The organism is Rhizobium sp. PK7-22 (assembly GCF_056530405.1).
Genome location: NZ_CP096513.1, coordinates 772,688 through 794,154, shown reverse-complemented (window position 1 = coordinate 794,154; position 21,467 = coordinate 772,688). Strand labels below are relative to the sequence as shown.

The 21,467-nt window shown below is 60.3% G+C and carries 20 protein-coding genes and 1 pseudogene; 17 read left to right on the top strand and 4 right to left on the bottom strand.

Annotation, left to right across the window (positions count from 1 at the left end; translation table 11 throughout):
* Positions 1-180 precede the first annotated feature (180 nt).
* The 13 genes and pseudogenes from M1E10_RS03960 (at position 181) to M1E10_RS03900 (ending at position 14,598) form a co-directional block, all read left to right on the top strand.
* Positions 181-684, top strand: coding sequence for a hypothetical protein (locus M1E10_RS03960; protein WP_499172819.1), 504 nt, complete (start codon positions 181-183; stop codon positions 682-684).
* A gap of 7 nt (positions 685-691) precedes the next feature.
* Positions 692-1,138, top strand: coding sequence for a DUF421 domain-containing protein (locus tag M1E10_RS03955; RefSeq protein WP_499172818.1), 447 nt, complete (start codon positions 692-694; stop codon positions 1,136-1,138).
* 9 nt (positions 1,139-1,147) lie between these two features.
* A pseudogene (locus M1E10_RS03950) lies at positions 1,148-2,461 on the top strand (YbhB/YbcL family Raf kinase inhibitor-like protein).
* Positions 2,462-2,750: 289 nt separating this feature from the next.
* Positions 2,751-3,023 carry a DUF6894 family protein gene (locus M1E10_RS03945; RefSeq protein ID WP_499172817.1) on the top strand — a complete coding sequence of 91 codons (273 nt, stop codon included), beginning with the start codon at positions 2,751-2,753 and terminating at the stop codon, positions 3,021-3,023.
* Between the two features lie 129 nt (positions 3,024-3,152).
* The gene (locus M1E10_RS03940; protein ID WP_499172816.1) at positions 3,153-3,878 is read left to right on the top strand and encodes a Crp/Fnr family transcriptional regulator; all 726 of its coding nucleotides are present in this window, start codon (positions 3,153-3,155) and stop codon (positions 3,876-3,878) included.
* 497 nt (positions 3,879-4,375) lie between these two features.
* Positions 4,376-4,612, top strand: a complete 237-nt coding sequence (locus tag M1E10_RS03935) for a response regulator transcription factor (RefSeq protein WP_499172815.1) — start codon at positions 4,376-4,378, stop codon at positions 4,610-4,612.
* Positions 4,613-5,462: 850 nt separating this feature from the next.
* Positions 5,463-5,723 (top strand): DUF982 domain-containing protein, encoded by a 261-nt coding sequence (locus M1E10_RS03930; RefSeq protein WP_499172813.1) that lies wholly within the window; start codon positions 5,463-5,465, stop codon positions 5,721-5,723.
* Positions 5,724-5,799: 76 nt separating this feature from the next.
* Positions 5,800-8,577, top strand: a complete 2,778-nt coding sequence (gene cphA / locus M1E10_RS03925; protein ID WP_499172812.1) for a cyanophycin synthetase — start codon at positions 5,800-5,802, stop codon at positions 8,575-8,577.
* On the top strand, positions 8,514-9,449 hold the full coding sequence (locus M1E10_RS03920; RefSeq protein ID WP_499172811.1) for an isoaspartyl peptidase/L-asparaginase family protein: 936 nt from the start codon (positions 8,514-8,516) through the stop codon (positions 9,447-9,449). Before cphA ends, M1E10_RS03920 begins: the two co-directional genes overlap by 64 nt.
* Entirely contained in the window at positions 9,442-10,269 is an 828-nt protein-coding gene (locus tag M1E10_RS03915) for a cyanophycinase (RefSeq protein ID WP_499172810.1), read from the top strand. Before M1E10_RS03920 ends, M1E10_RS03915 begins: the two co-directional genes overlap by 8 nt.
* A gap of 471 nt (positions 10,270-10,740) precedes the next feature.
* A complete protein-coding gene (locus M1E10_RS03910) occupies positions 10,741-11,712 on the top strand; it encodes an arsenic resistance protein (protein ID WP_499172809.1) in 972 nt (323 codons plus the stop codon).
* A 125-nt stretch (positions 11,713-11,837) separates the two neighbouring features.
* Positions 11,838-14,021: a heavy metal translocating P-type ATPase gene (locus M1E10_RS03905; RefSeq protein ID WP_499172808.1), complete on the top strand. Its 2,184-nt coding sequence runs from the start codon at positions 11,838-11,840 to the stop codon at positions 14,019-14,021.
* Between the two features lie 70 nt (positions 14,022-14,091).
* Positions 14,092-14,598, top strand: coding sequence for a copper chaperone PCu(A)C (locus M1E10_RS03900; RefSeq protein WP_499172807.1), 507 nt, complete (start codon positions 14,092-14,094; stop codon positions 14,596-14,598).
* Positions 14,599-14,814: 216 nt separating this feature from the next.
* On the opposite strand, the gene M1E10_RS03895 is transcribed toward M1E10_RS03900, so the two are convergent.
* Together M1E10_RS03895 and M1E10_RS03890 are read right to left on the bottom strand one after the other, a co-directional pair.
* The gene (locus M1E10_RS03895; protein ID WP_499173470.1) at positions 14,815-16,041 is read right to left on the bottom strand and encodes a peptidoglycan L,D-endopeptidase MepK; all 1,227 of its coding nucleotides are present in this window, start codon (positions 16,039-16,041) and stop codon (positions 14,815-14,817) included.
* 171 nt (positions 16,042-16,212) lie between these two features.
* Positions 16,213-16,629 (bottom strand): MerR family transcriptional regulator, encoded by a 417-nt coding sequence (locus tag M1E10_RS03890; protein ID WP_499172806.1) that lies wholly within the window; start codon positions 16,627-16,629, stop codon positions 16,213-16,215.
* Between the two features lie 312 nt (positions 16,630-16,941).
* Between M1E10_RS03890 and M1E10_RS03885 the strand changes: the two genes are divergently transcribed.
* From M1E10_RS03885 to M1E10_RS03875, 3 genes are all read left to right on the top strand, one after another.
* Complete coding sequence (locus M1E10_RS03885) at positions 16,942-17,970, top strand: L,D-transpeptidase family protein (RefSeq protein WP_499173469.1); 1,029 nt, start codon at positions 16,942-16,944, stop codon at positions 17,968-17,970.
* Between the two features lie 88 nt (positions 17,971-18,058).
* The gene (locus M1E10_RS03880) at positions 18,059-18,487 is read left to right on the top strand and encodes an NAD(P)/FAD-dependent oxidoreductase (RefSeq protein WP_499172805.1); all 429 of its coding nucleotides are present in this window, start codon (positions 18,059-18,061) and stop codon (positions 18,485-18,487) included.
* Between the two features lie 9 nt (positions 18,488-18,496).
* Positions 18,497-19,171, top strand: a complete 675-nt coding sequence (locus tag M1E10_RS03875) for an NAD(P)/FAD-dependent oxidoreductase (RefSeq protein WP_499172804.1) — start codon at positions 18,497-18,499, stop codon at positions 19,169-19,171.
* 99 nt (positions 19,172-19,270) lie between these two features.
* Here the strand turns inward: M1E10_RS03875 and M1E10_RS03870 are convergent, their stop codons facing one another.
* Entirely contained in the window at positions 19,271-19,927 is a 657-nt protein-coding gene (locus M1E10_RS03870; RefSeq protein ID WP_499172803.1) for a DsbA family protein, read from the bottom strand.
* The gene (locus M1E10_RS03865; RefSeq protein ID WP_499172802.1) at positions 19,924-20,361 is read right to left on the bottom strand and encodes a disulfide oxidoreductase; all 438 of its coding nucleotides are present in this window, start codon (positions 20,359-20,361) and stop codon (positions 19,924-19,926) included. The genes M1E10_RS03870 and M1E10_RS03865 overlap by 4 nt, the downstream gene beginning before the upstream one ends.
* Before the next feature lie 205 nt (positions 20,362-20,566).
* On the opposite strand from M1E10_RS03865, the gene M1E10_RS03860 reads away from it, so the two are divergent.
* Complete coding sequence (locus M1E10_RS03860; protein WP_499172801.1) at positions 20,567-21,193, top strand: SCO family protein; 627 nt, start codon at positions 20,567-20,569, stop codon at positions 21,191-21,193.
* Positions 21,194-21,467 lie beyond the last annotated feature (274 nt).

Genomic DNA, 21,467 nt, shown 5'->3' with positions numbered 1-21,467 from the left:
CAATGAGGAACTAACCGTTACTCTGCAATAACTGGAACATCCCCTTGTGACCGCCGTTTCTGCTGTTCCACAGGAACCTGTTCAGAGGCAGCCGATCATCGTCATAAGCAGAGGTAGGTCAATTCAGAAGCGTCTCAATAGATGGCTTCCCTCGGTTGGTCGAAATGTATGGGAATGACAATGGAGACTGAGACGGAAGTTCGCGAAGACGGATTACAGCTAAATGAGCACCGGGGATTTCAGAAATGGTTCTGGAAGCTCGAACGGGTGGCGTGGGTGCTGTTTGCCGTCGTCATCGTAGCTGCCGTAATGGGCTTTGCGGGCGCGGGCGGATGGTTCTCGTCAGCGACGACCACGATTGGCGGAGCGGAGGTACAATATCCATTGACTGCGCGATGGGAGCGACCGACGGAGATGGAGGTGACCTTCCCTCCTTCCTATGTGGGCCCGGTCGTGATGAGCCTTGGTTCAGGCTTCCTTTCCAGCTTTTCGATTGAAGACGTCCAGCCGAGGCCTTTTGAGGTCGTGGCCCACCATCAACGAGAGGAGTTTCATTTCAGAGCGACGTCCAGCGGTGAAAGGAAGGTCGTGTTTACGATCAAGCCGAAGCATGCTGGAAAGGCGGAGTACGCTGCGGACATCGCAGGCTCCGAACAAACCCTGTGGACCTGGATTTGGCCGTGAGGACGCAATGGAAACCGTGATCCGAGGCACCGCTGTCTTTCTGTTCCTGCTGTTGGTGACTCGCCTTTCCGGCCGCAGGACAATGGCGCAGGTGACACCTTTCGACTTCGTCCTTCTTCTGGTTGTTGCCGAGACGACGCAGCAGGCTTTTCTCGGGGATGACTTTTCTCTGACGAACTCCTTCCTGCTCATCATCCTGCTGTTTTCACTCGACATCATGTTATCCTACTTGAAGGATTGGTTTCCTCGGCTTGCGCTCTTCCTGGACGGCGCTCCAACTGTCCTGATCTCCAAGGGCGAGCCTGATAGGCGCGCGATGCACAAGGCGCGGGTCAACCTGGAGGACATTCTTGTTGCTGCCCGGCAGCAGCACGGATTGGAGCAGCTTACGCAGATCAAGTTTGCCATTCTGGAAGCCGACGGCAACATAAGCATCATCCCAACTGAGTCGTAGAAATGCCGCATCATCAACGATCTGCCGGATGCCGGCCAGCACCCTAACCGGACGCTGGCGATTGGCCCCGACGACAAACTCTACATATCCATCGGAAGCACGTGCAATGCATGCGACGAAGGCAATCCCGAGAATGCCACTGTGCTACGGGCGGAAAAGGATGGAAGCTCCCGCACAATCTTTGCCAGCGGCCTGCGCAATACGATCGGCTTTGATTGGGAGCCGACGAGCGGAGCCCTTTATGGTTTCGACCACGGCATTGACTGGCTTGGCGACGAGGAGCAGATCGAAGAGGTCAATCGGATCGAGCAGGGCAAACAGTATGGCTGGCCCTATATCTATGGCATGAGCGAGTTCAACCCGCAGGACAATCCGCCGGAAGGCATGACGCTGGAACAATGGGCGAAGCAGTCGACGGAGCCTGAACTCGGCTACACTGCCCACAGTGCACCAATGCAGATGGCCTTTTATGACGGCGATGTCTTCCCGCAGGAATACCGGGGTGACGCATTTGTAGCGATGCGCGGCTCCTGGAATCGTCGCCACCCGAGCGGCTACGAGGTCCTCCGCATCGATTTCGAAGATGGCAAGCCTGTCGGCACAGAGAACTTCCTAGAGGGCTTTTTGATTCAGCAGCAGGATGGCGGCTATGGCTACCTCGCTCGCCTTGCTGGCATCGCCGTTGGCCAAGATGGCGCTCTTTACGTCGCGGACGACGACAACGGCGTGATCTATCGGGTTAGCTACGATGGCAGCGACGCCGCTGCCAACGACACTGCTAACGGGAGACAGGCCGTTGTCATCCCGAACGTCGTGAAGGATAAGCCAGACTCGCAAATCGCTATCGATCTGGTTGAGCCAAAGGGTGATCAAGCGATCTCCGTCCGTTCCGATTTCCAGAACGACGGTTCCATTCCTGTCGAGCATGTTGCCGATGGCGACAACGCCTCGCCGAAGCTCGATTGGAGCGATGCGCCGCAGGAAACCAAGTCATTCGTCGTGATCGCGGACGATCCGGATGCCAGTTAGCCCAAACCCTTTGTGCACTGGATCATCTACGACATCCCAGGCAATGTGATGAGCCTGCGAGAAGGTCTCCCGACTGATCCGGTCCTGGTCGAACCGAAAGGCATCAAGCAGGGCACGAACAGCATGGGGTCGACCGGCTATACCGGCCCGAATCCGCCTGTCGACGACCCGGCTCATAACTATCATTTCCAGGTCTTCGCGCTGGACATTGAAAGTATCGGCTTGAGCCTGGTGCCAAACGCGATGCAGTCCTTCAGGCAATGGAGGGGCATGTGCTGGCCGAGGGAGAACTAATCGGCGGATTTGCACGGGCGGCAGGGGCAAAGTAGAAGGCAGTACCTTGAACCCGTCTTGTCGGTGGAGCATCAGGAAAGAACGTTAGGTCATGACGATGCGGGCTCTCACGGTGCATCGTAGGAGAATGTTCGGAGGCACCTCCTGCAGACCTCTCAAGAGCGGCCGACGCTCCCGTCTTAGTTAAGCCGTTATTGAGTGCGATGAATGCCGAATCACTCGCCATCATCAACAGGCGCGGGTGGCTGAGAGACCGCTTTGCTCTTGCCTGCACAGGAGCAACCGACAGATGAAGCGGTATTTCTTCAATCTTCACGACAGCATTTCTCTCCCGGACACAGTCGGGTCAGAACATCCTGATCTTGCCAGCGCTCGTAGCGAAGCAGTCGAGACAATTGGCGAGCGCCTCAAGGGAAGCCTGCTGAAAGAGGCCGATATCTCGTCCTGGCTGATGAATGTCACCGACGAACACGGATTTACGGTCATGGTGCTCTCGTTTTCGGCCGCCGTTCAGATCGTTGACCAGCCCTCGCTTGCTGCGGCAAGGGCAGCCGCCGACTAGGAATGTCAAAACCGCACAAAAGAACTTCGGCTCTTGGCCGATCAAGCCGATTTGGCGCATAAGCTAGCCATTGCGGACGCCTCGCCAAACGTCGCATGAGACCGGGCTCAATCCCGCTGAGGCTGGGATATGTCTGACCTTCTTCAAGCTAATGTTTCAAATCTTCTTCTGCGGGCACTTCCACCCAAAGCCTACGCTCTGTTGCAGCCGGATATGCAGCGGGTCGAGCTACCGCTGAAGTTCGATCTCGTCCTACCGGACGTGGCAACAGACGTGGTCTATTTCCTGGAACGGGGCTTGGCGTCTCTGGTCGCTACCAATTCGGACGACGAGTCCGTCGAGGTCGGCCACGTCGGCTATGAAGGCATGGCCGGTGCCCACGTTCTCCTGAAAGTTGAGGAGACGCCGAACAAGGCTTTCATGCAGGTAGCGGGCAGCGGCATCTCCGTGCCAGCGGCAGCGCTTCTGTCGATGGTAGAACAGGTGCCGTCTGCCAATGACCTCCTTCTGAGGTATGTCCATTGTTGCGAACTGCAGCTTGCCCATTCTGCTCTTGCCAATGCCCGATACAACATGCCCGAGCGGCTGGCTCGCTGGTTGCTGATGTGCCACGACCGTTTGCAAGACGATGACATGCCCCTCACGCACGAGTTTCTATCGCTCATGCTCGGCGTGCGTCGTTCAGGTGTCACCAACGAGATTCATGTCCTGGAGGGTCTTCACGCAATCAAGGCGACGCGAGGAAACATCCGGATTGTCGACAGGCAGAAGCTCGAAGAAGTTGCCAGCGCCTCCTACGGAATCCCTGAGCAGGAATACGAGCGACGCGTAGGATTTCCCATCAGACGTTCTTGACTGTAAGCGACAGGGAGCCGGGGCCTCGTGGCGGACGTGCTGCGACGATTTAGGGCTCCACCGCTCCGTTTCGCCGCATCCCAGGATGTATGGGCATTTAGGCTGATAGAAGCGGTTACTGCGGCCAATGAAATTGAAGCTGATCTGCGTCCGCCTGGGATAAGCGGGATCACAGGGACAACTATCCTGCCTTCCATCGATTTGAAAACTTCGCGTCTGACCCGGTAACATCGAGGGTCGTGGGCCTTGATTAGCCAGTAACATGCCCAACCCGTACCTGCTGCTGGAACTTCCTCGGCTGAGATGCAGTTTTGTATGCTAACGTACAGAACAGCAGCTTACTCCTGCAGAAGCGAACGTACCGTGCATCATTACCGACAACCAAGTGTGCTCGTCGTGGAGGACGAGCCGCTGATCCGCCTTGCTATCGTTGATGAGCTGACGGACTTCGGCTTTGACGTCTTGAGGCTGCCAACGCGCGTGATGCCCTCGAGAAAATGGTGCAGAACCCGGGCATCCAGGTGATGTTCACCGACATAGACATGCCCGGCGACATGGACGGCTTGCGATTGGCCATGCTGGTTCGGGGACGGTGGCCCTCAGTTGCCATAATTATAACTTCTGCCAATAGAACTTTCCAGAATTTCGAACTTCCAGTCCTCGTGTACTTCGTCGCCAAGCCTTATGATCTGGCACACGTAGCCGCGACGATATCCAGTGCAATCGGACACTAGCAGGGGTAGTTGGCGACGCGGCGTTGTGATGGTGCCAGCGCCATCTGCTTACTCGGAAGGAAGGTCGTCCCCACACTGACAAGGCGCCCGCGGAGGTGAATGCTGGCAACTGCCGCGCGCTTGAGCCGATACACGAAGGCGGTATGAGAGGGTTAGCCCCTTTAGATGTGGTGAGCGATACTTCGTGAGCTCGACCCGCGAACTGAGGCTTTCACGTAGGGCGCCGGCTGCACCCTCCTTGGTGAGGTTGCTGCCGGAGCGGCTTGACGGAAACCGAAAACCATTAAGCACGGCGCCATCTCCTCTAACTTGCGGCACAATAAACGGCGGGCGGGCGGTGTGCGAAATTTGCCTGCATAACCCGGCTCGCTGCAACTGCTGCCAAGCCTGAACGAGCCGATGCTGACAGGGGACCAACGCATCGGACGCTTATTGTTCATGTGCGCTTGATTCCGCTGTTGCGGCGCTTCTTAGCCAGAGGACTCGCTATCTAATCTCCCACCAATATCAATGGCAGTATTCCGCAGGCCTTGTTTGGCTTCTTCTTTGTCATCCCGCTTCCGACGAGGACACGGCGGATACTCCCCCTAATCTTCCCCGCCTGCAGCAGCGCCAGAAGCTGAGTGGCAGAACTAGAACCACTCCGAGGGGCCGATCCATACAGGGAGCACCGCCGCCACCTAGAATTGGCTTCTACTGTCGGGGCACAGGATCAACCTAAAGGAACCGCTATAGCGCTTTCCGCCTCCTGAGTAGCGATGCGTTCTTGGAGACTACCGATCGTACGTCAACGTACCCTTGTGGAACTGCAAATTCCGGGGGCAGTTTTGTGAACGGTAGGAGAAGAAGCATGGCAGACGTTATCGACGCTCAATATGAGGTCCGCTGGCAGGAGCCAGTTTGGGTAAGGATAGGCTACGGCTTCCCCGAGGCAGTACGGGGACCGAAGCAAGCGCTGAGTTACCTCACCTTCCGATGGCCCACGATACGGGGGGATGGCTTCAAGGAGGCGATGCATCGCTGCAATCTGGCGGTTCGTAAGCAGCTCGGATGTGAGGCTGCACGGACAGCCTTCGTAAGCGCCGCTCGAGAGGCGGACATGATGGCTTGACCAAAGCGACCAGAATGACCGCCGCATATAGATCTGGAAGGACCCACTGGTCCGGTGAATGGTTGAGGATATTCCAATGACATTAACAAATCTTGGCTCCGGCGTTGAGCCGAAGCACGGGATATTGGTTCGGGACGTTGCTGTTTACCGCGGACCACACTTATTCAGCCGCACGCCGATGATACGGATCGAAATCGATCTTCGCTCCCTCGAGCACTACCCGACGAACCTTCTTCCCGGCTTCACGGACGCGTTGTTGGACAGCTTGCCCGGCCTCGGACGGCATGGCTGCAGCTATGGAGTGGACGGCGGCTTTGTTCGCCGCATGAGGGAAGGCACATGGCTCGGGCACGTGTCCGAACACGTGGCCCTGGAACTGCAAAACCTTGCCGGTGCCAATGTTGCAAGAGGGAAGACGCGCTCGGTCCGGGGCAGCCCCGGCGTGTACAATGTCATGTTCGCATATGAAGATGAGGAGGTGGGGCTTCAGGCCGGACGGTTTGCTCTGGAACTTGTAAGTTCCCTTCTTCCACCGGAACTTAGGGGCGTTGAGGGCCTGGAGCTTGTTGCAAGCCCGCTGCTGACGCCCTTCAACGTCGAGAATGCTGTGCGCCATCTGAAAGAGCTTCATGTTGAACGTGCGCTCGGCCCAACGACGCGGTCGCTGGTGGCAGAAGCAGAAAAGCGGCAGATTCCTTGGCGCCGGATGGATGATAGCAGCCTTGTCGAGTTCGGCTATGGCAAGCATGTTCGGCGGATCAGGGCGAGTTGCACCTCACTCACCTCGGAGATTGCGACGGAAATCGCCGGTGACAAGGAACTGACCAACCACCTGTTGGTCAAAGCAGGCCTGCCCGCGCCACGCGGCACAATCGTGACAACTTCGGAGGCTGCAGTCGAGGCAGCCGAGCGTCTGGGATTTCCTGTTGTCACCAAGCCGGTGGATGGCAATCACGGCCGCGGCGTCAATGTCGGGCTCACCAATGCGGCGGAGGTGAGGTGGGGCTTCGCGCAGGCCCAGGCGCATGGGAAGTCGGTTCTGGTGGAACAACAATTCGCTGGCGCGGATCACCGCATTCTCGTGATCGGCGGCAAACTGGTGGCAGCAGCCAGGCGAATCCCGGCCTGTGTGTTGGGCGATGGTAGCTCGACGATTGCGCAACTCATCGAACAGGAAAACCACGACCCGCGGCGGGGCGAAGGCCATGAGGCGGCGCTGACCAGGATCACGGTTGATGACTGCCTTTTGCACTACATCAATCTCTCAGGCATGACGCTCGACACTGTCCCTGCGAGCGGAGAAACGGTCCTTTTGCGCCCCACAGCGAACCTCTCGACCGGCGGCAAGGCCATCGACTGCACAGACATCATCCATCCGGACAACGCCCTGATCGCCTGCCGCGCGGCACAGATTATAGGTCTCGACGTCGCCGGCATCGATTTCATCGCGCCGGACATCTCGAGATCGGTCCAGGAGACGGGCGGCGGCATAATAGAGGTAAACGCCGGGCCAGGCTTTCGCATGCATCTCTACCCCTCAGAAGGAAAGGCCCGCAACGTCGCCGCGCCGGTCCTCGACCTGCTCTACCCGCCTGGCGCGCCCACCCGCATCCCGATTCTTGCTATTACCGGAACCAACGGCAAGACGACGACTACCCGTATGGTCGCACACATCATGGCCGCAACAGGTCAGAAAGTGGGTATGACCACGAGTTCCGGCATCTACATTGACGGCGAGCGCATCATGACCGGCGACTGCACCGGCCCCAAGAGCGCCCACGTTGTTCTAAGTGACCCGACAGTGGATGTAGCTGTTCTGGAGACTGCGCGTGGAGGTATGTTGCGGGAGGGTCTCGCTTTTCAAAACTGCGACGTCGGTTGCGTGACCAATGTCTCGGCGGATCACCTTGGCCTGCGCGGCATTGATAGCCTTGAGGACCTGGCGGAGGTCAAGGCGGTCGTGGTGGAGGCCGTGCGCCGGGATGGATGGAGCGTGCTCAACGCGGATAACCCCCATACGGCAGCCATCTCTAAACTGGCTGGAGGGCAGGTCTGCTACTTCTCCATGCAGCCGTACCAGAACTGGCCTCCTTTCCTGAAGGAGCACGTTGCTAGTGGCGGGCGAGCCTTGACCTGCGACACAAGTACCGGGACTGGCGATATGGTGATGTTCGATCGTGGCCAAGCCACGTTTGTCGCTGAGGTAGCCGAGATACCTGCGACGCTTGGGGGAATGGCAGGATTCAATGTGGAAAATGCACTTGCGGCCGCGGCGATGGCCTGCTGCCATGGCGTGCCGCTCCCCGTCATCCGGCAGGCGCTTTGCTCTTTCGAGACGTCCTACGCGCAGTCGCCTGGAAGGCTCAATGTCACCGAGGTCCACGGCGTCAAAATCATCCTTGATTACGCCCACAATCCCGACGGCCTGAGGGCCTTGGGACAGCTTGTCCGCCGGATGCACGAGGATCGGGCAACAACGGTCGGCGTGATCGGGATCGCGGGCGATCGGCGCGACGAGGATATCATCAAGATGGGAAGAGTGGCGGCGGAGTATTTCGACCGCCTGATCCTGAAGGAAGATCTGGATCTGCGGGGGCGTCCGAAGGGAGAGGCCGCCTCTCTTCTGCTCCGGGGGGTAAGGCAAGCCGTGCCCGCCAAGCAGAACATCCAAGTTGTATTGAACGAAGCCGACGCTGTTGATCTGGCGCTATCTACCGCACAACCGGGCGACCTCGTGGCTTTGACCGTGGACGACATCGACGCGGTCTGGCGGCAGGTGGAGGAAGCAAAATGTCCAACACCCAGACCGCTTGCAATCACGGGTTCTGCCGCGGTCGAGATGAGAGCTTGTTGATGTGGGCCATCATATTGCATGGTGGCGCCAAGACCATCGACGAAGAAGCGGCATCTGCGAACCGTGCAGGATGCGAAGCGGCGCTTCGCATGGGTATCCGTATTCTCGAAACGGGCGGCAGCAGCATTGATGCCGCTGAGGCGGCAGTTCGATTGCTTGAAGACGATCCGACGTTCAACGCCGGCCATGGCAGCACGCCAAACGCGGATGGAAGCGTGGAGACCTGCGCGGCAATAATGGAGGGTGCGAGCTTCAACATCGGCGGCATCGCCGCAGCCCGAGGAATTCGCAATCCGATCTCCGCAGCGCGGGCGATGTTGTTCGAAAAGCCGGTGCTGCTCGCTGGGGAGGGCGCTCATGCCTTTGCTCGTGACGCCGGCCTATCTCTCTGCGAGACCTCGTCACTTGCTGCCTCTTCAGCCCATGAACAGCCTGCTCGGGAGAGGCGGCATGACACCGTCGGCTGCATTGCCCTGGACCAGCACGGCTTGCTCACGGCTGCTGTCTCCACGGGAGGTCTGGAAGATACGCTTCCTGGGCGTGTCGGGGACTCTCCGCTTCCCGGTTGCGGCTTCTATTGCGACAACGGCGTTGGCGGCGTTGTTCTTTCAGGGGATGGCGAGGAAATCACTCGCATGATGCTGGCTGCGCGCGTCATGCAAGGCCTCACAGAGACGTCACCTCGAGCCGCCGTCGAGGCTGCTCTCACACATTTGGCCACGACCGGTGGCGAAGCGGGAGCGATTGTGCTGACACCGGATGGAAGGTTTGGCTGGGCCCATAACAGCAGCCATTTTGCAGTCGCATATGCCAGCAGCACCGATCCGGCTCCGAAAGTCTATCTGAATCAGGATGAAGAGCGGCATGGCTAAGAGAAGTACAGGTTCGGATGACAAACAGGGCACGCTGATCATCATAGGTGGCCATGAAGATCATGACGGAGAGCGGGTGATCTTGAAGGAGGTCGCACGTCATGTGACAGACGGAAAGCTGGTGCTCGCCACCGTCGCCTCGCACGAACCGGAGGGTTATATCGAGAAGTACCAGAACTCCTTTGGTGCTCTCGGGGTTAGCGAGGTGAGCGAGCTTTACATCGATGAACGCGACCAGGCCGTCATGGAAGATAAGCTAGCCGATCTGCAGAAGGTGAATGCTGTCTTTTTCTCTGGCGGCGATCAGCTTCGGATCACGAGCCTGATCGGCGACACGCCCATTTATGAGCGGGTTCATGACATCTTTGCAAACGGCGGCGTGATCGCCGGGACATCGGCTGGCGCCTCTGCGATGAGCGAGACCATGTTGGTTCGTGGGCCGAATGCGGCCTCCTTTCGGATCGGCGACCTCAGCATGGCGCCAGGCCTTGGTCTGCTTCCGAACGTCATCATCGACCAGCATTTTGCCGAGCGGGGACGGATCGGCAGGCTCATCGGAGCTGTCTCTCAGAACCCGCGCGTTTTGGGGATTGGGATTGATGAGGACACTGCCATCGTCGTGAAAGGTCAGAGGTTCGAGGTGATCGGAACCGGCGCTGTCTATTTGGTGGATGCAGGAGACGTAACCCATTCTAACATAGCGGAAGCGAGTGCCGAGGAGCCGCTCTCTATTTACGACCTCAAGCTCCACGTTCTAAGCTCCGGCGACGCGTTTAACCTCGCGACGCGGCGCCCAGAGCAAGCGGCGAAGCCGCAGTAAGACAGCGCACGGGTTCGGCACTCACTTCTAAAGATCTCTCTGGGCCACGGCCCCCTGAGTTGAGTCTCCATCCGAGTGCGGTCGTATCGAGTGCACGGGCGTCTTCCGGCTCGGCGTTGCTGTTGTCCTGCGGAGCACCCTGTCTGGCGGTAGAAGCGCGAACGGTCACTACGCGTGTCTAAAAGCAGGCATCGTCTGCTACCGCATTGTTCCACTGCGCAGCAAACTGATCGTAGCACTCGTTGCGAGTTCCTCAGTATCCGCAACCTGCCGAAGGCCTCAACAAGGTTGGATCCGGTTTGTAGACGACAGATGGCCGATCATCTTGTAAAGGCTGCTCGCGTTCGTCACCTAGACATGATCTAGCCAACAAGCATCCGGGCCTCCCAAGTCCCAGCCTCCTCATGGCTTATTGCTTCATGACTTCATCGAGCGGGGCTGTATCTGGCATGAGGAAGGAAAATAGCCGACATGCGTGAAGCTCTGGAAGAGAACCAGGTCGTCATCTATTTTGCCGCAGTGGTACTCGCAACTCTGGCGGCGTTCTCGGTATCGGGAACCACCTTGCTCGAACCTGCCATCAATCCCGCACTCGCACTCATGCTCTTCGTCACTTTTCTTCAGGTACCGATATCCAACCTGGGAAGGTCGTTCTCGCGGTTCCGGTTCCTTGGCGTCCTCCTCCTCGCAAACTTCGTCATCGTCCCGTGCATCGTGGCCGTCCTCGTCCAGTTCCTGCCGGAGGATCCGATGCTCCGGCTGGGCGTCCTTCTCGTCCTGCTTACGCCCTGCATAGACTATGTCGTTACCTTTTCGCATCTCGGACGGGCGGACGCCCGTCTCCTGCTGGCGGCGACGCCGATCCTGTTGATCGTGCAGATGATCGCTCTTCCCTTCTATCTCGGGTTCCTTCTTGGGGACGATGCGGCGTCTCTCGTGCAAGCCGGTCCCTTCGTGCACGCATTCGTATGGCTGATCGCGATCCCCCTCGCGCTGGCGATCCTGGTTCAGCTCCTCGCCAAGAAAAGCAAAGCGGCGGAGAAGGCGGCGTCCGTGCTCGGCCTTCTACCCGTTCCCGCCACTGCGCTGGTGCTGTTCGTCGTGGTCGCCTCCGTCCTGCCGCAGCTAGGGTCGGCGGTGGAAGCGGCATTGACCGTCCTACCTCTCTACGTCGCCTTCGCCGTCCTCGCTCCTGCAGCCGGCTGGATGTCGGGCCGTTTGTTCCGGCTTGCTTCCGCGGAGGGGCGGGCGGTCGCCTTCAGCACCGCTACAAGAAACTCGCTGGTCGTCCTTCCTCTCGCGCTGGCCGTGCCAGGCGCCGTTCCCGTGCTCCCGGCCGTGATTGTCACCCAGACCCTCGTGGAACTGTTGAGCGAACTCGTCTACGTCCGAGTCATGCCGCTGCTTGGAAGAAGAAACCCGGCAGTCGACGCGGCGAGCTAAGGTCGGGTTTTGGCGGTCCGGGCGAGGTTCTGGTAGAAGATCGGCGCACCTCATTTTTTTCTCTTGCACCTCTAGCGGCTAGAGGTCGTAGAACCATCCTTATGGACAGCATGAGGATCCCGCACATGAATGGGCCGTCACAGACGAAATTCCGCGTCGACGGGATGGACTGCGCTTCTTGCGCGAGCAAGATCGACACGGCCGTCAGGCGCATGCCCGGCATATCCGACGTGGCCGTTTCCGTGACGGCCGGCACAATGACGGTCACCCACGACGACGCCAGCGACCTCGAGGCCGTAGGCACGAAGCTTTCGGGGCTGGGCTTTCAGGCGACGCCAATCCGTCCGAGGTCGGCTTCCGCTGCCCCGGTGACGGAACACGCGCTTGGTGCAGGCTCCGGGATCGAACATCACGCAGACCACGGCGGCCACGACCACGGCCCGTCCGAAGGACCCTGGTGGAGGAGCGCGAAGGGCCGCCTGACAATCATGGCGGGTACGGCACTCGTGGTTGCCTACGGCATCGGTCTTCTGTTCCCTGACATTGCGACCTACGCTTTCATCGTCGCGATGCTGGTCGGTCTCGTTCCGATCGCCCGTCGCGCCATCATGGCGGCAATGGCAGGCACTCCGTTCTCGATCGAGATGCTGATGACTATCGCCGCCGTCGGTGCGCTGTTCATCGACGCCACGGAGGAGGCGGCCGCCGTCGTCTTCCTGTTCCTGGTCGGCGAGTTGCTCGAGGGCGTGGCTGCTGGCAAGGCGCGCGACAGCATCAAGTCGCTCACGGCCCTGGTACCCGAGACGGCGTTGCTGGAGGAGGGCGGAAAGACTCGCGAGGTTCCCGCAGAGACGCTTGAAGTGGGTTCGGTCATCCTCGTCCGCCCCGGCGACCGGATCTCCGCCGACGGCGTGATCGTCGCGGGCGAGAGTTCCGTCGACGAGGCCCCGGTTACGGGTGAGAGCGTTCCCGTCCAGAAGGCTGTTGACGACAACGTCTTCGCGGGTACGGTCAATGGCGATGCTGCGCTACGTGTTAGGGTAACGGCCGCCGCCGCCGACAACACCATCGCCCGCGTCGTCAGGCTCGTCGAGGAAGCCCAGGAATCGAAGGCTCCTACCGAACGCTTCATCGATCGCTTCTCCCGCTACTATACGCCTTGCGTCGTCGTCGTGGCCGCGCTGGTCGCCATCGTCCCTCCGCTGCTCGGCGGCGGAGTCTGGAGCGAATGGATCTACAAGGGGCTCGCAGTTCTTCTGATCGGCTGCCCGTGTGCTCTCGTCATCTCGACGCCGGCCGCTATCGCCGCATCGCTGTCGTCGGGCGCGCGCCGCGGCCTGCTCCTGAAGGGCGGCGCCGTTCTTGAAGGACTTGGCAAGCTTACCGCCATCGCCTTCGACAAGACGGGCACGCTCACGGAAGGCAAGCCGAAGGTGACCGACGTTATTCCGTTCGGCCGAAAGGTCGACGAGGTCCTGCGGTATGCAGCCGCGCTCGAAATGGGATCAAGCCATCCGCTGGCCGTGGCGGTGCTCGACAGGGCCGACGAGGACGGAATCGAAGCTCCGGCAGCTACCGACGCCAAGGCCCTCGGCGGAAAGGGCGTGACTGCAGTGATCGGCGGCGTCGAGGTGTTCTTCGGCTCGCCAAAGGCCGCCGCCGAACGTGTTTCGATGCCGATGGCGCATTCGAAGACGATCACCTCCCTCAACGACGAGGGGAAGACCGTCTCCGTTCTCGTCATCGGAAACGTCCTCGCGGGTGCGATCGCCATGAGAGACGAGCCGCGGGCCGACGCGGTAGCCGGGCTGAGGACGCTAACGGATACGGGCATCAGGACCGTCATGCTGACAGGCGACAACAAGCGGACGGCCACCGCCATCGGAGCTCAGCTTGGCATCGAGGTTCGCGCTGAACTGATGCCCGAAGACAAGCAGCGGATAGTCGGCGACCTCAAGCGAGAAGGGTTCGTGGTCGGCAAGATCGGCGACGGTATCAACGACGCTCCGGCCCTTGCCGCGGCCGACGTCGGAATCGCAATGGGCGGCGGAACCGACGTAGCGCTGGAGACTGCGGATGCAGCGGTTCTGCATGGGCGGGTGGGCGACGTCGGCCTCATGGTCGATCTCTCGAAGCGCACGATGCGCAACATCTACCAGAACATCACCATCGCGCTCGGCCTCAAGGCGGTCTTTCTGGTCACGACGATCATCGGGATCACCGGGCTGTGGCCGGCCATCCTTGCCGATACGGGAGCAACCGTGCTGGTGACCATGAACGCGCTACGCCTGCTGCGTCCGATCAGATAGTGATGGCGGGTCCTGCGGAAATGTTCGAGTTGATGACCAAAGAGTATCCCGAGCATATGGAGTTGAAATCATGAAGCACAAAATCATCAAGGCCCTCGCGTTTGCAGCGGTCGTTACTGCGGGCATCGCTCCAGGCATCTCCACGGCCCACGACTTCAAGGTGGGAAGCCTCGAGCTCAAGCACCCGTGGTCTGCCAAAGCGCCTCCGGTCGCACCGGTTCTTGGAGGATATCTCACCATCGTCAACACAGGCAGCGAGCCCGATCGACTTGTCGGCGGCAGCACGGCCGTCGCCGAACGGCTGGAACTGCATGAATCCTCGCTCGTAGACGGCGTCGCCCGTATGCGTCCGGCGAAGGGCGGCATCGAAATCCCCGCAGGAGCATCCTTGAACCTGCAGCCGGGCGGCGCCCATATCATGCTCGTGAACCCGAAGCAGCGTCCAGCCGAGGGCGAGAAGTTCAAGGCGACCCTGCAGTTCGAGAAGGCAGGCCAGGTCGAGGTGGAATTCGTCGTCCAGGCCAAGGCGTCGGCCCCGGCTCCCGCCGAGGATCACACGGGACATTCGAAGCCCTGAGATGGCAGGTGACCAAGACCCGAAGCCCTTGAAACTGAGGCAGCCAGCTCATATCTAGGGTTCACCACCCGTCATAGATGACTGCCTGCAGCGCCGCTCTCGGCCGCGCGTGCAGTTGTCCGGGTCCACGAAGGCGCTCCTCGGAAACGGGTCGAGCGCCTTCGTCATTTCTTTCGATCTTCAAACCGCCTGTAAGGCTCGATTGGCCGACTAGAACTAGCTGCCCGACCAGAAGCGTCCCGTATCGAATTTCGGCTCATCAGGCATGGGGACCGGTGCGTCGTTCGATGGAACGCCGGCCTCGGTCGCGCCGGACTGGAAGAGGAACGCCGGCGCTCTCATGCCCGTCGAGCTTCCAGGAGGCGAAAGCGCCCAAGAGATGATCGCCTCCTCGGAGTCGAATTCGTCTTCGTCATCCATCTCCGACCGAAGGAACCCGAGCGTGTCGGTCGACGGCTGCCGCAGGTTCGAGAGCGGCATCTCTCCGACGAGAGTGACTGGAGCTAGAGCCGTGACCGGTCCCAGAGACGCCGTCTCCACGGGAGCCGCCTCTGCGATGGCGGCAGGCCGAAGCATGGGGAGGGGGACGGCAAAGGAGGCAAGGTCTACGTAGCTTGGGTTGGGTTCGTCAAGATCCTGGACGCGTGCTCCTGGCTGTAGGTCCAGAGCCTCCTGCGCGCGGCTTGTCGGTGTCGGCAGCATTGCGGTGAGAAGGCTGCTTCCGGCGCTGGACGAGCGTCTTCCGCCAGCGGTGCTGGCGATCTCGATCGACTTCGAACCGACGCGCCGCTTGTAGTCCGCGACCGCCTGCTGGTAACCAGGCAGGGGCTTCCCGTTGGATGGAAGATGCATCGTCTTGCCGTCCGGGAAGATGGTCGCGAGCTCCTGGCGGGACATGCGGGGCCATGCGCGGACGTTCCCGACGTCGAGGTGGACGAAGGGCGATCCGGATGTGGGATAGTAGCCGACGCCGCCGACCTGCGCCTGCATCGCCAGCGCCCGGAGCTTGGAGAGTTTGACGCCAGGAATGTAGAAGTCCATCGCCTTGCCGAGCGTGTGCTGGCTGTTCTTGGCGACGCCGGAGCTTCGCGAGCGGCCGCGGAGCATCTTGTTCGTGCCGGGCGAACGGTAGGCGGAAACGATATGGATGTAGTCCTTGGCGCCGCTCCGGCCGTAGATCTCCCAGACGAGATCGAGGAGGCGGGGATCCATGCGCGCCGGCTCGTTCTTGCGCCAGTCCCGGAGGAGGCGGTTGATTTGCGCGAGGCCCTTCTGGTCGAACCGGCCGTCGCGCTTGTAGGTGATGGTCGCCCGTTCGCCAGTGTGCGTGAAGAAGAGCTTCAGCGCACGTTCCTCCGCGGCTGCGGCGCCCGGCGAACCGAAGATCGCCATTGCAGTCAGAGCTGCAGTGCAGGTTCTTCCCGCGACACTTCGAAAAGCCATCGCTACGACACGGCCGACGATGCCCTTCCAGTACTCGCTCACCGCACACTCCTACACGCTACAACGGATCGCGGTCGGATCCGGGAGCCCTAGTAGAAGCGAGTATGGTCAATAAAATCCTAATGGGCCGAAGTCTTGCCGCTTCGGAGTTCGGTGGTGTCGCTCGTCGACTTAATCGTGATCCGCCTCGCACAGATCATGGTTGGCCAGCGCCCTGATAACGTAGCAGTCGCGCACATGGTTGGAGTGGCATTGGGTCGAAATCCGTTCGAGCTCCGCCTCCAGCTTCTTCAGCTTCGCGATCTTCTGGCGTACCGTCGCAAGCTGCTCCGCCGCAATACGATCGGCTTCCGCGCACGGCTTCTCGGGATGCTGGCTGAGGTCGATCAGCTCGCGGATCGCCTCGATCGTCAGGCCAAGTTCCCGCGCATGCTTGATGAATGAAAGCCTGTCGCGCTCGCTCCTGGAGTAGCGGCGCTGGTTGCCCTCGGAACGTTCTGCATGCGAAAGCAAACCCATCTGCTCGTAGTAGCGGATGGTAGGCACCTTCACGCCGGTTGTCTTCGCCAGGTCGCCGATCGTCAGCATTTGGATCCTCTTGGTCTTTGAAGTTCATCCCAACGCGACCACCCGCCATCGTGAAGTCAACATTCCCTGCAACAGCTCGAGCACGCGCGGTGATACGGGTCACTTTTCCTCTTGCAGCTAAAGCCGCTAGAGGTTTTAGGATGGCACAGATTCGACGATCCGTCATGTTCTGCGGTGGTTTTCGAGCGACATGAGAGGGACCTTGGTCTCGAAAAGCAGCACGAGCTCACCAACGTCAGAGGAATGCACTTGATCGCGACCGTCCGGAGCAGGAAGACTTCCCTTCAGCATGCGATACGTCCTCTCGCGGGCATGGCGGCCGTGGGACTGCTGCTGTCGAGCTGCGTAGCAGCCGACATGGCCTTGGACGGGGCTGCCAAGGCGCCGCCGCAGATCCCAAGCAGGATGATCGCCGAGATGTCCAAGAAGGGCATGAAGGCCGAAAGCCCCGTGCTTGTCAGGATCTTCAAGCAGGAAAGCGAGCTTGAGGTCTGGAAGATGGACGGGGCGGGCCGGTATGCCCTGCTCAAGACGTATCCGATGTGCAGATGGTCCGGCAAGCTTGGTCCAAAGACGAAAAACGGGGACCGTCAGGCACCGGAAGGCTACTATCATGTGACGGCGGGCATGCTGAACCCGAAGTCTCAGTACTACGTGTCTTTCAACCTCGGATATCCCAATCGACTCGAATCCGCTCTCGGCTATACGGGGGATGCGCTCATGGTCCATGGCGCATGTTCCTCCGCAGGATGCTACGCTCTTACCGACCAAGGCGTCGGCGAGATTTACGCGATCGTCTCGAAGGCGCTCTCCTCCGGTCAGAACCACTTTCAGGTGCAGGCGTATCCGTTCCGCATGACGGCCGACAACATGGCACTCCACAGGAACGACGAGAACCTGTCGTTCTGGCGCATGCTCAAGGAGGGCTACGACGCCTTCGAACTTACAAAGCAGCAGCCGAAGGTCTCGGCCTGTGGTCGGCGATACGTGTTCAACACAGCCTTCGAAGGGGGCGAGCCCGGCGATCCACTGGCAGCTTGTCCAACCCCTGTCACGCAGCCGGATCCGCAGATCATGGCGAAGATCGATGCGGAGAAGCAGAAGGTCGACGCCGCCCTGGCGGAGAGCAAGGCCTCTCCCGTCACCGCCTATGTCGACGGAGGAATGCACCCCAGCTTCCGCGCGCTTCTGAAGAAGAATGGCCCCGAAAAGCTGGCAGCCAGCATCTCCGGCATCAAGTATCCCGTCAGCCGGCCGGAGGCGGCGCTTGCCGATCCGTTCCAGGGTGCGAGGAAGAGGGCGGGAGCCGGTAGCATGTCCGACCAGGCATCCGGGAACTGACGTGACGAACGATGAACGTCAGGAGCTTCGCGAAGGCCGCAACGCTTGCTGCGAGCATGCAAGCTCTCACTCAGGTTCGGCCCTAGTCATGTCGAGCGACGTCAGCGACAGCCGCAGTGGAACCCGTCGGACGGAGGTCCTCGTCATTGGCGCAGGACAGGCGGGGCTTGCCGCCGCGAACGAACTGAAGAAGGCGGGGGTCGACTACCTCCTTGTAGACGCCGCCGCTGCGGTCGGCGATAGCTGGCGGCAGCGCTATGAATCCCTGACGCTCTTCACGCCGCGGAGCATCAGCAGCCTTCCCGGATTGCCCCTTCCAGGCGATACCGAGGGATATGCCACGAAGGACGAGTTCGCGGCATATCTCGCCCGATATGCGGAGATAGGCGGCCACCGTATCGAGACCGGGACCCGGATTTCAACTCTCCGTCGGGAAATCGCCGCATTCGAAGCCAAGTCCAGCGAAGGCAGGATCTATGCTGCCTCGGCGGTCATCGTGGCCACCGGGCCGTTCTAGATCCCGCGCTTGCCAGCTATAGCAAGTAAATTCCCGGACGACATCCAGCAGATGCACGTCTCAGACTTCCGGAGTGCGGGGTCGGTTGCCAAAGGTCCCGTCCTCGTCGTCGGAGACGGAGCAAGTGGAAGGGACGCCGCGCTGGCCCTTGCCGGCAGCCATCGCGTGCTTCTTGCAAGGGGACGACCCCGCAAGCTCTTTCCCGAACGAATCCTGGGGCAGAGCACCTGGTGGTGGCTTAGGCGTCTTGGACTGCTGGGCGCAAAGCCTGACAGCATCATCGGGAGAAGGATGCGCCGGATCGATCCGTTCCCCAACCGAGGCAACGACGACGCCACACTGATCCGAAAGGGCGTCGCGCTGAAGCCTAGGCTGGTTTCTGTCGACGGCTGCCATGCCGTCTTCGCGGACGGATCGCGCGAAGCGCCGCGCGCCGTGGTCTGGGCGACCGGCTACCGGGACGAGTTCGACTGGATAAGGATCGAAGGCGCAGTGGACGTGGAAGGACGGCTCCTGCACCAGGAGGGCGTCTCTCCGATTCCCGGTCTCTACTTCGTCGGCAGGCCCTGGCAGAGGAACAGAGCCTCCGCTCTGATCGCGGGGGCCGGCGACGACGCCTCGTTCCTCGTTGCCAGACTTGCCAGCGAGATCAAGTCTGGCAGGTCAAGGGACAGAAGCATCTGACAAGCCGGTTCCCCAGTGGGATCTCATTGCTGGGTCGACATGCAGAACAGCAAGGGCTGCCCGTTTGGCTCCGTCGCCCTTTCTTGCGGAGACGCCACTTCAGGAACCCGCCTTCGCGACCTCCAGCTCCGACGCCACCAGGGTGTATAGGCCTTGCGGGCTGAACTCCGCGAGCGGCTTCCCGTTGACGAAGAAGGTCGGGGTCTGTTGGATATTGTTGGCTTTCATGTCCGCCACGTCCTGCTCCAGGACGCTGTCCACCGATGAGGAGGCCGCATCTTGACGGGCTCTCTCCTCGTCCAGACCCGCGGCCACTGCGAACTGCCACGCCTTCTCGAGATCGGGCGCACCATGAACGGCCCATGCCGGCTGCTGTGCCAGAAGCGCTTCAAGCACGCGTTCGAAAAGATCCTGCTTCCTGGCCGCCTCGAGAATCCTGACGGCCTCGTCGCTTCCCTCATGCAGCGGAGTGTACCGGAGCACCAGGCGCACATCGTCCCCGGTCTGGCCCATCATCTGCTTCACGAGAGGGTAGAAGGCGCGGCAGGCTTCGCAGGAGGGATCGAAGAATTCGACGATCGTCACCGGAGCAGCGGCGGGACCGATGATGGGCGAGTGCATCCTCACGAGAGTGTCTGCCGGTGCAGGTGGCGCGGGAGTAGCTTCGTCGCTCCTGCCTCCATACAGAACGGCCCCGCCGGCGAAGGCTGCGACGGCAGCGAATGCGGTGGACAGAACGACGGTACGTCTCTTCATGGGAACGATCTCCGGCGCACGATGAGGAGGAGCGCGATGATGATGGTGAAAGCGGCAACCGACAGTAGCGGCAGCGGGATTGATCCGAAGACCGTCATGCCGTCTCCGGAGCAAGAAGGACCTTCGCCGCATGGCTTGATCGCCTTGGGTATGATCTCGAAGTACAGGAGGTTGTGAAAGGTGGCCACGAGCCATCCAAGGACGGCGAGGGGAAGCCCGTAGAGCCAGCCTCGGGCGTCGGAACGCAGCAATGCGGTCCCAAGCACGGCGACCAGCGGGAACATGAAGACACGCTGGTGCCAGCACAGGTCGCATGGAAGCTGGCCCATCACCTCTCCGATGAACAACGCCGCCAACGTGGAGACGAGCGCCATGATCCAAGCCAAAAACATGGGCGTCCATGCCGCATCGGCTGCCTGTTGGAACCTGCTCATCGGTAATCCTGCTTCAAATCGTACTCCTTATGAAACCTCAAGCTGCTAGAGGGTCAAGCCGTTCTGACGGCAAACCATCGTATCTACTAGGCAAGGCTGCGGCACTTCGGCGCGGATTGGCGTGCGGCCGGTTTAAGGTGTTGACCCTCTAGCAGCTTGAGGGGGTATGGGACCCTTTCGATCAGTTGCATAGAAAGGCGGCGCCGTGAAAGGCCTTCGAATTTTTCGGATCATCACCTGGGGTATCGTCGCGCTCGTGGGAGGCTGGCTGCTCGTGTTCGGCTATCTGATCCCATCCGAAAACAACCGCCGGGCCGCGACGTCCGACGCATCGACGCCGGCCATCGGAAAGCCCTTCGAACTGACGTCTCATCGTGGCGAGATCGTAGACAACGCCTTCCTCCGGGGGAAGCCGTACCTTGCCTTCTTCGGCTTCACGCACTGTCCGGATGTCTGCCCAACCACCCTCTTCGAGCTGACGGACCTTATGAAGGAGCTCGGCCCGGCCGCAGACGACTTCAACGTGATCTTCATCACTGTCGATCCGGACAGAGACAATCTGGAGCTTCTGAAGGCGTACATGACCTCGTTCGATCAAAGGATCATGGCGCTGCATGGAACGGAGGAGCAGACGCAGACGGCCGTGAAGGCGTTCGCGGCCTATGCCCGGAAGGTCCTGACCGAAGGCGTCAACTACACGATGGACCACACCGCTGGAGTCTATCTGATGGATGCGGACGGCGGCTTCCGTGGCACGCTCGACATGCATGAGCCGCGTGAAATGCGTCTGCAGAAAATCCGAAACGTTATTTCGGCTGCTCAATCGCCTTGAAGACAGAAGGCTGAGATAATACAACCATCTCCCGGAAGCCTGTGCGCCTATGCCTTAGCCCACCGACCATCCTTGGCAGATAGAAAGTCTGCTTTGCCAAAGGCTACTCTAGCAACAGACCTTCTGCTTTCGGCCCCCTTCCCGACATTCCAAATGGGCCAGGTGCTTGATCTGCCGGCTCGCATCCGAAGTAATAGTAGGTCGAAGGTTCAAATCCGCTCAAGAGCGATGGTTCTTCAGGTACGTTCATCTATCGCCTGTACGCTTGACAGGG

Bases quoted from the DNA above. Each gene is read 5' to 3' on its own strand.
- cphA (WP_499172812.1), top strand. From the start codon at position 5,800: ATGACATTAACAAATCTTGGCTCCGGCGTTGAGCCGAAGCACGGGATA.
- M1E10_RS03910 (WP_499172809.1), top strand. From the start codon at position 10,741: ATGCGTGAAGCTCTGGAAGAGAACCAGGTCGTCATCTATTTTGCCGCA.
- M1E10_RS03905 (WP_499172808.1), top strand. From the start codon at position 11,838: ATGAATGGGCCGTCACAGACGAAATTCCGCGTCGACGGGATGGACTGC.
- M1E10_RS03895 (WP_499173470.1), bottom strand. From the start codon at position 16,041: ATGGCTTTTCGAAGTGTCGCGGGAAGAACCTGCACTGCAGCTCTGACT.
- M1E10_RS03945 (WP_499172817.1), top strand. From the start codon at position 2,751: ATGAAGCGGTATTTCTTCAATCTTCACGACAGCATTTCTCTCCCGGAC.
- M1E10_RS03865 (WP_499172802.1), bottom strand. From the start codon at position 20,361: ATGAGCAGGTTCCAACAGGCAGCCGATGCGGCATGGACGCCCATGTTT.
- M1E10_RS03920 (WP_499172811.1), top strand. From the start codon at position 8,514: ATGTCCAACACCCAGACCGCTTGCAATCACGGGTTCTGCCGCGGTCGA.
- M1E10_RS03955 (WP_499172818.1), top strand. From the start codon at position 692: ATGGAAACCGTGATCCGAGGCACCGCTGTCTTTCTGTTCCTGCTGTTG.
- M1E10_RS03930 (WP_499172813.1), top strand. From the start codon at position 5,463: ATGGCAGACGTTATCGACGCTCAATATGAGGTCCGCTGGCAGGAGCCA.
- M1E10_RS03880 (WP_499172805.1), top strand. From the start codon at position 18,059: ATGTCGAGCGACGTCAGCGACAGCCGCAGTGGAACCCGTCGGACGGAG.
- M1E10_RS03900 (WP_499172807.1), top strand. From the start codon at position 14,092: ATGAAGCACAAAATCATCAAGGCCCTCGCGTTTGCAGCGGTCGTTACT.
- M1E10_RS03960 (WP_499172819.1), top strand. From the start codon at position 181: ATGGAGACTGAGACGGAAGTTCGCGAAGACGGATTACAGCTAAATGAG.
- M1E10_RS03870 (WP_499172803.1), bottom strand. From the start codon at position 19,927: ATGAAGAGACGTACCGTCGTTCTGTCCACCGCATTCGCTGCCGTCGCA.
- M1E10_RS03890 (WP_499172806.1), bottom strand. From the start codon at position 16,629: ATGCTGACGATCGGCGACCTGGCGAAGACAACCGGCGTGAAGGTGCCT.
- M1E10_RS03935 (WP_499172815.1), top strand. From the start codon at position 4,376: ATGGTGCAGAACCCGGGCATCCAGGTGATGTTCACCGACATAGACATG.
- M1E10_RS03940 (WP_499172816.1), top strand. From the start codon at position 3,153: ATGTCTGACCTTCTTCAAGCTAATGTTTCAAATCTTCTTCTGCGGGCA.
- M1E10_RS03915 (WP_499172810.1), top strand. From the start codon at position 9,442: ATGGCTAAGAGAAGTACAGGTTCGGATGACAAACAGGGCACGCTGATC.
- M1E10_RS03885 (WP_499173469.1), top strand. From the start codon at position 16,942: ATGGCGGCCGTGGGACTGCTGCTGTCGAGCTGCGTAGCAGCCGACATG.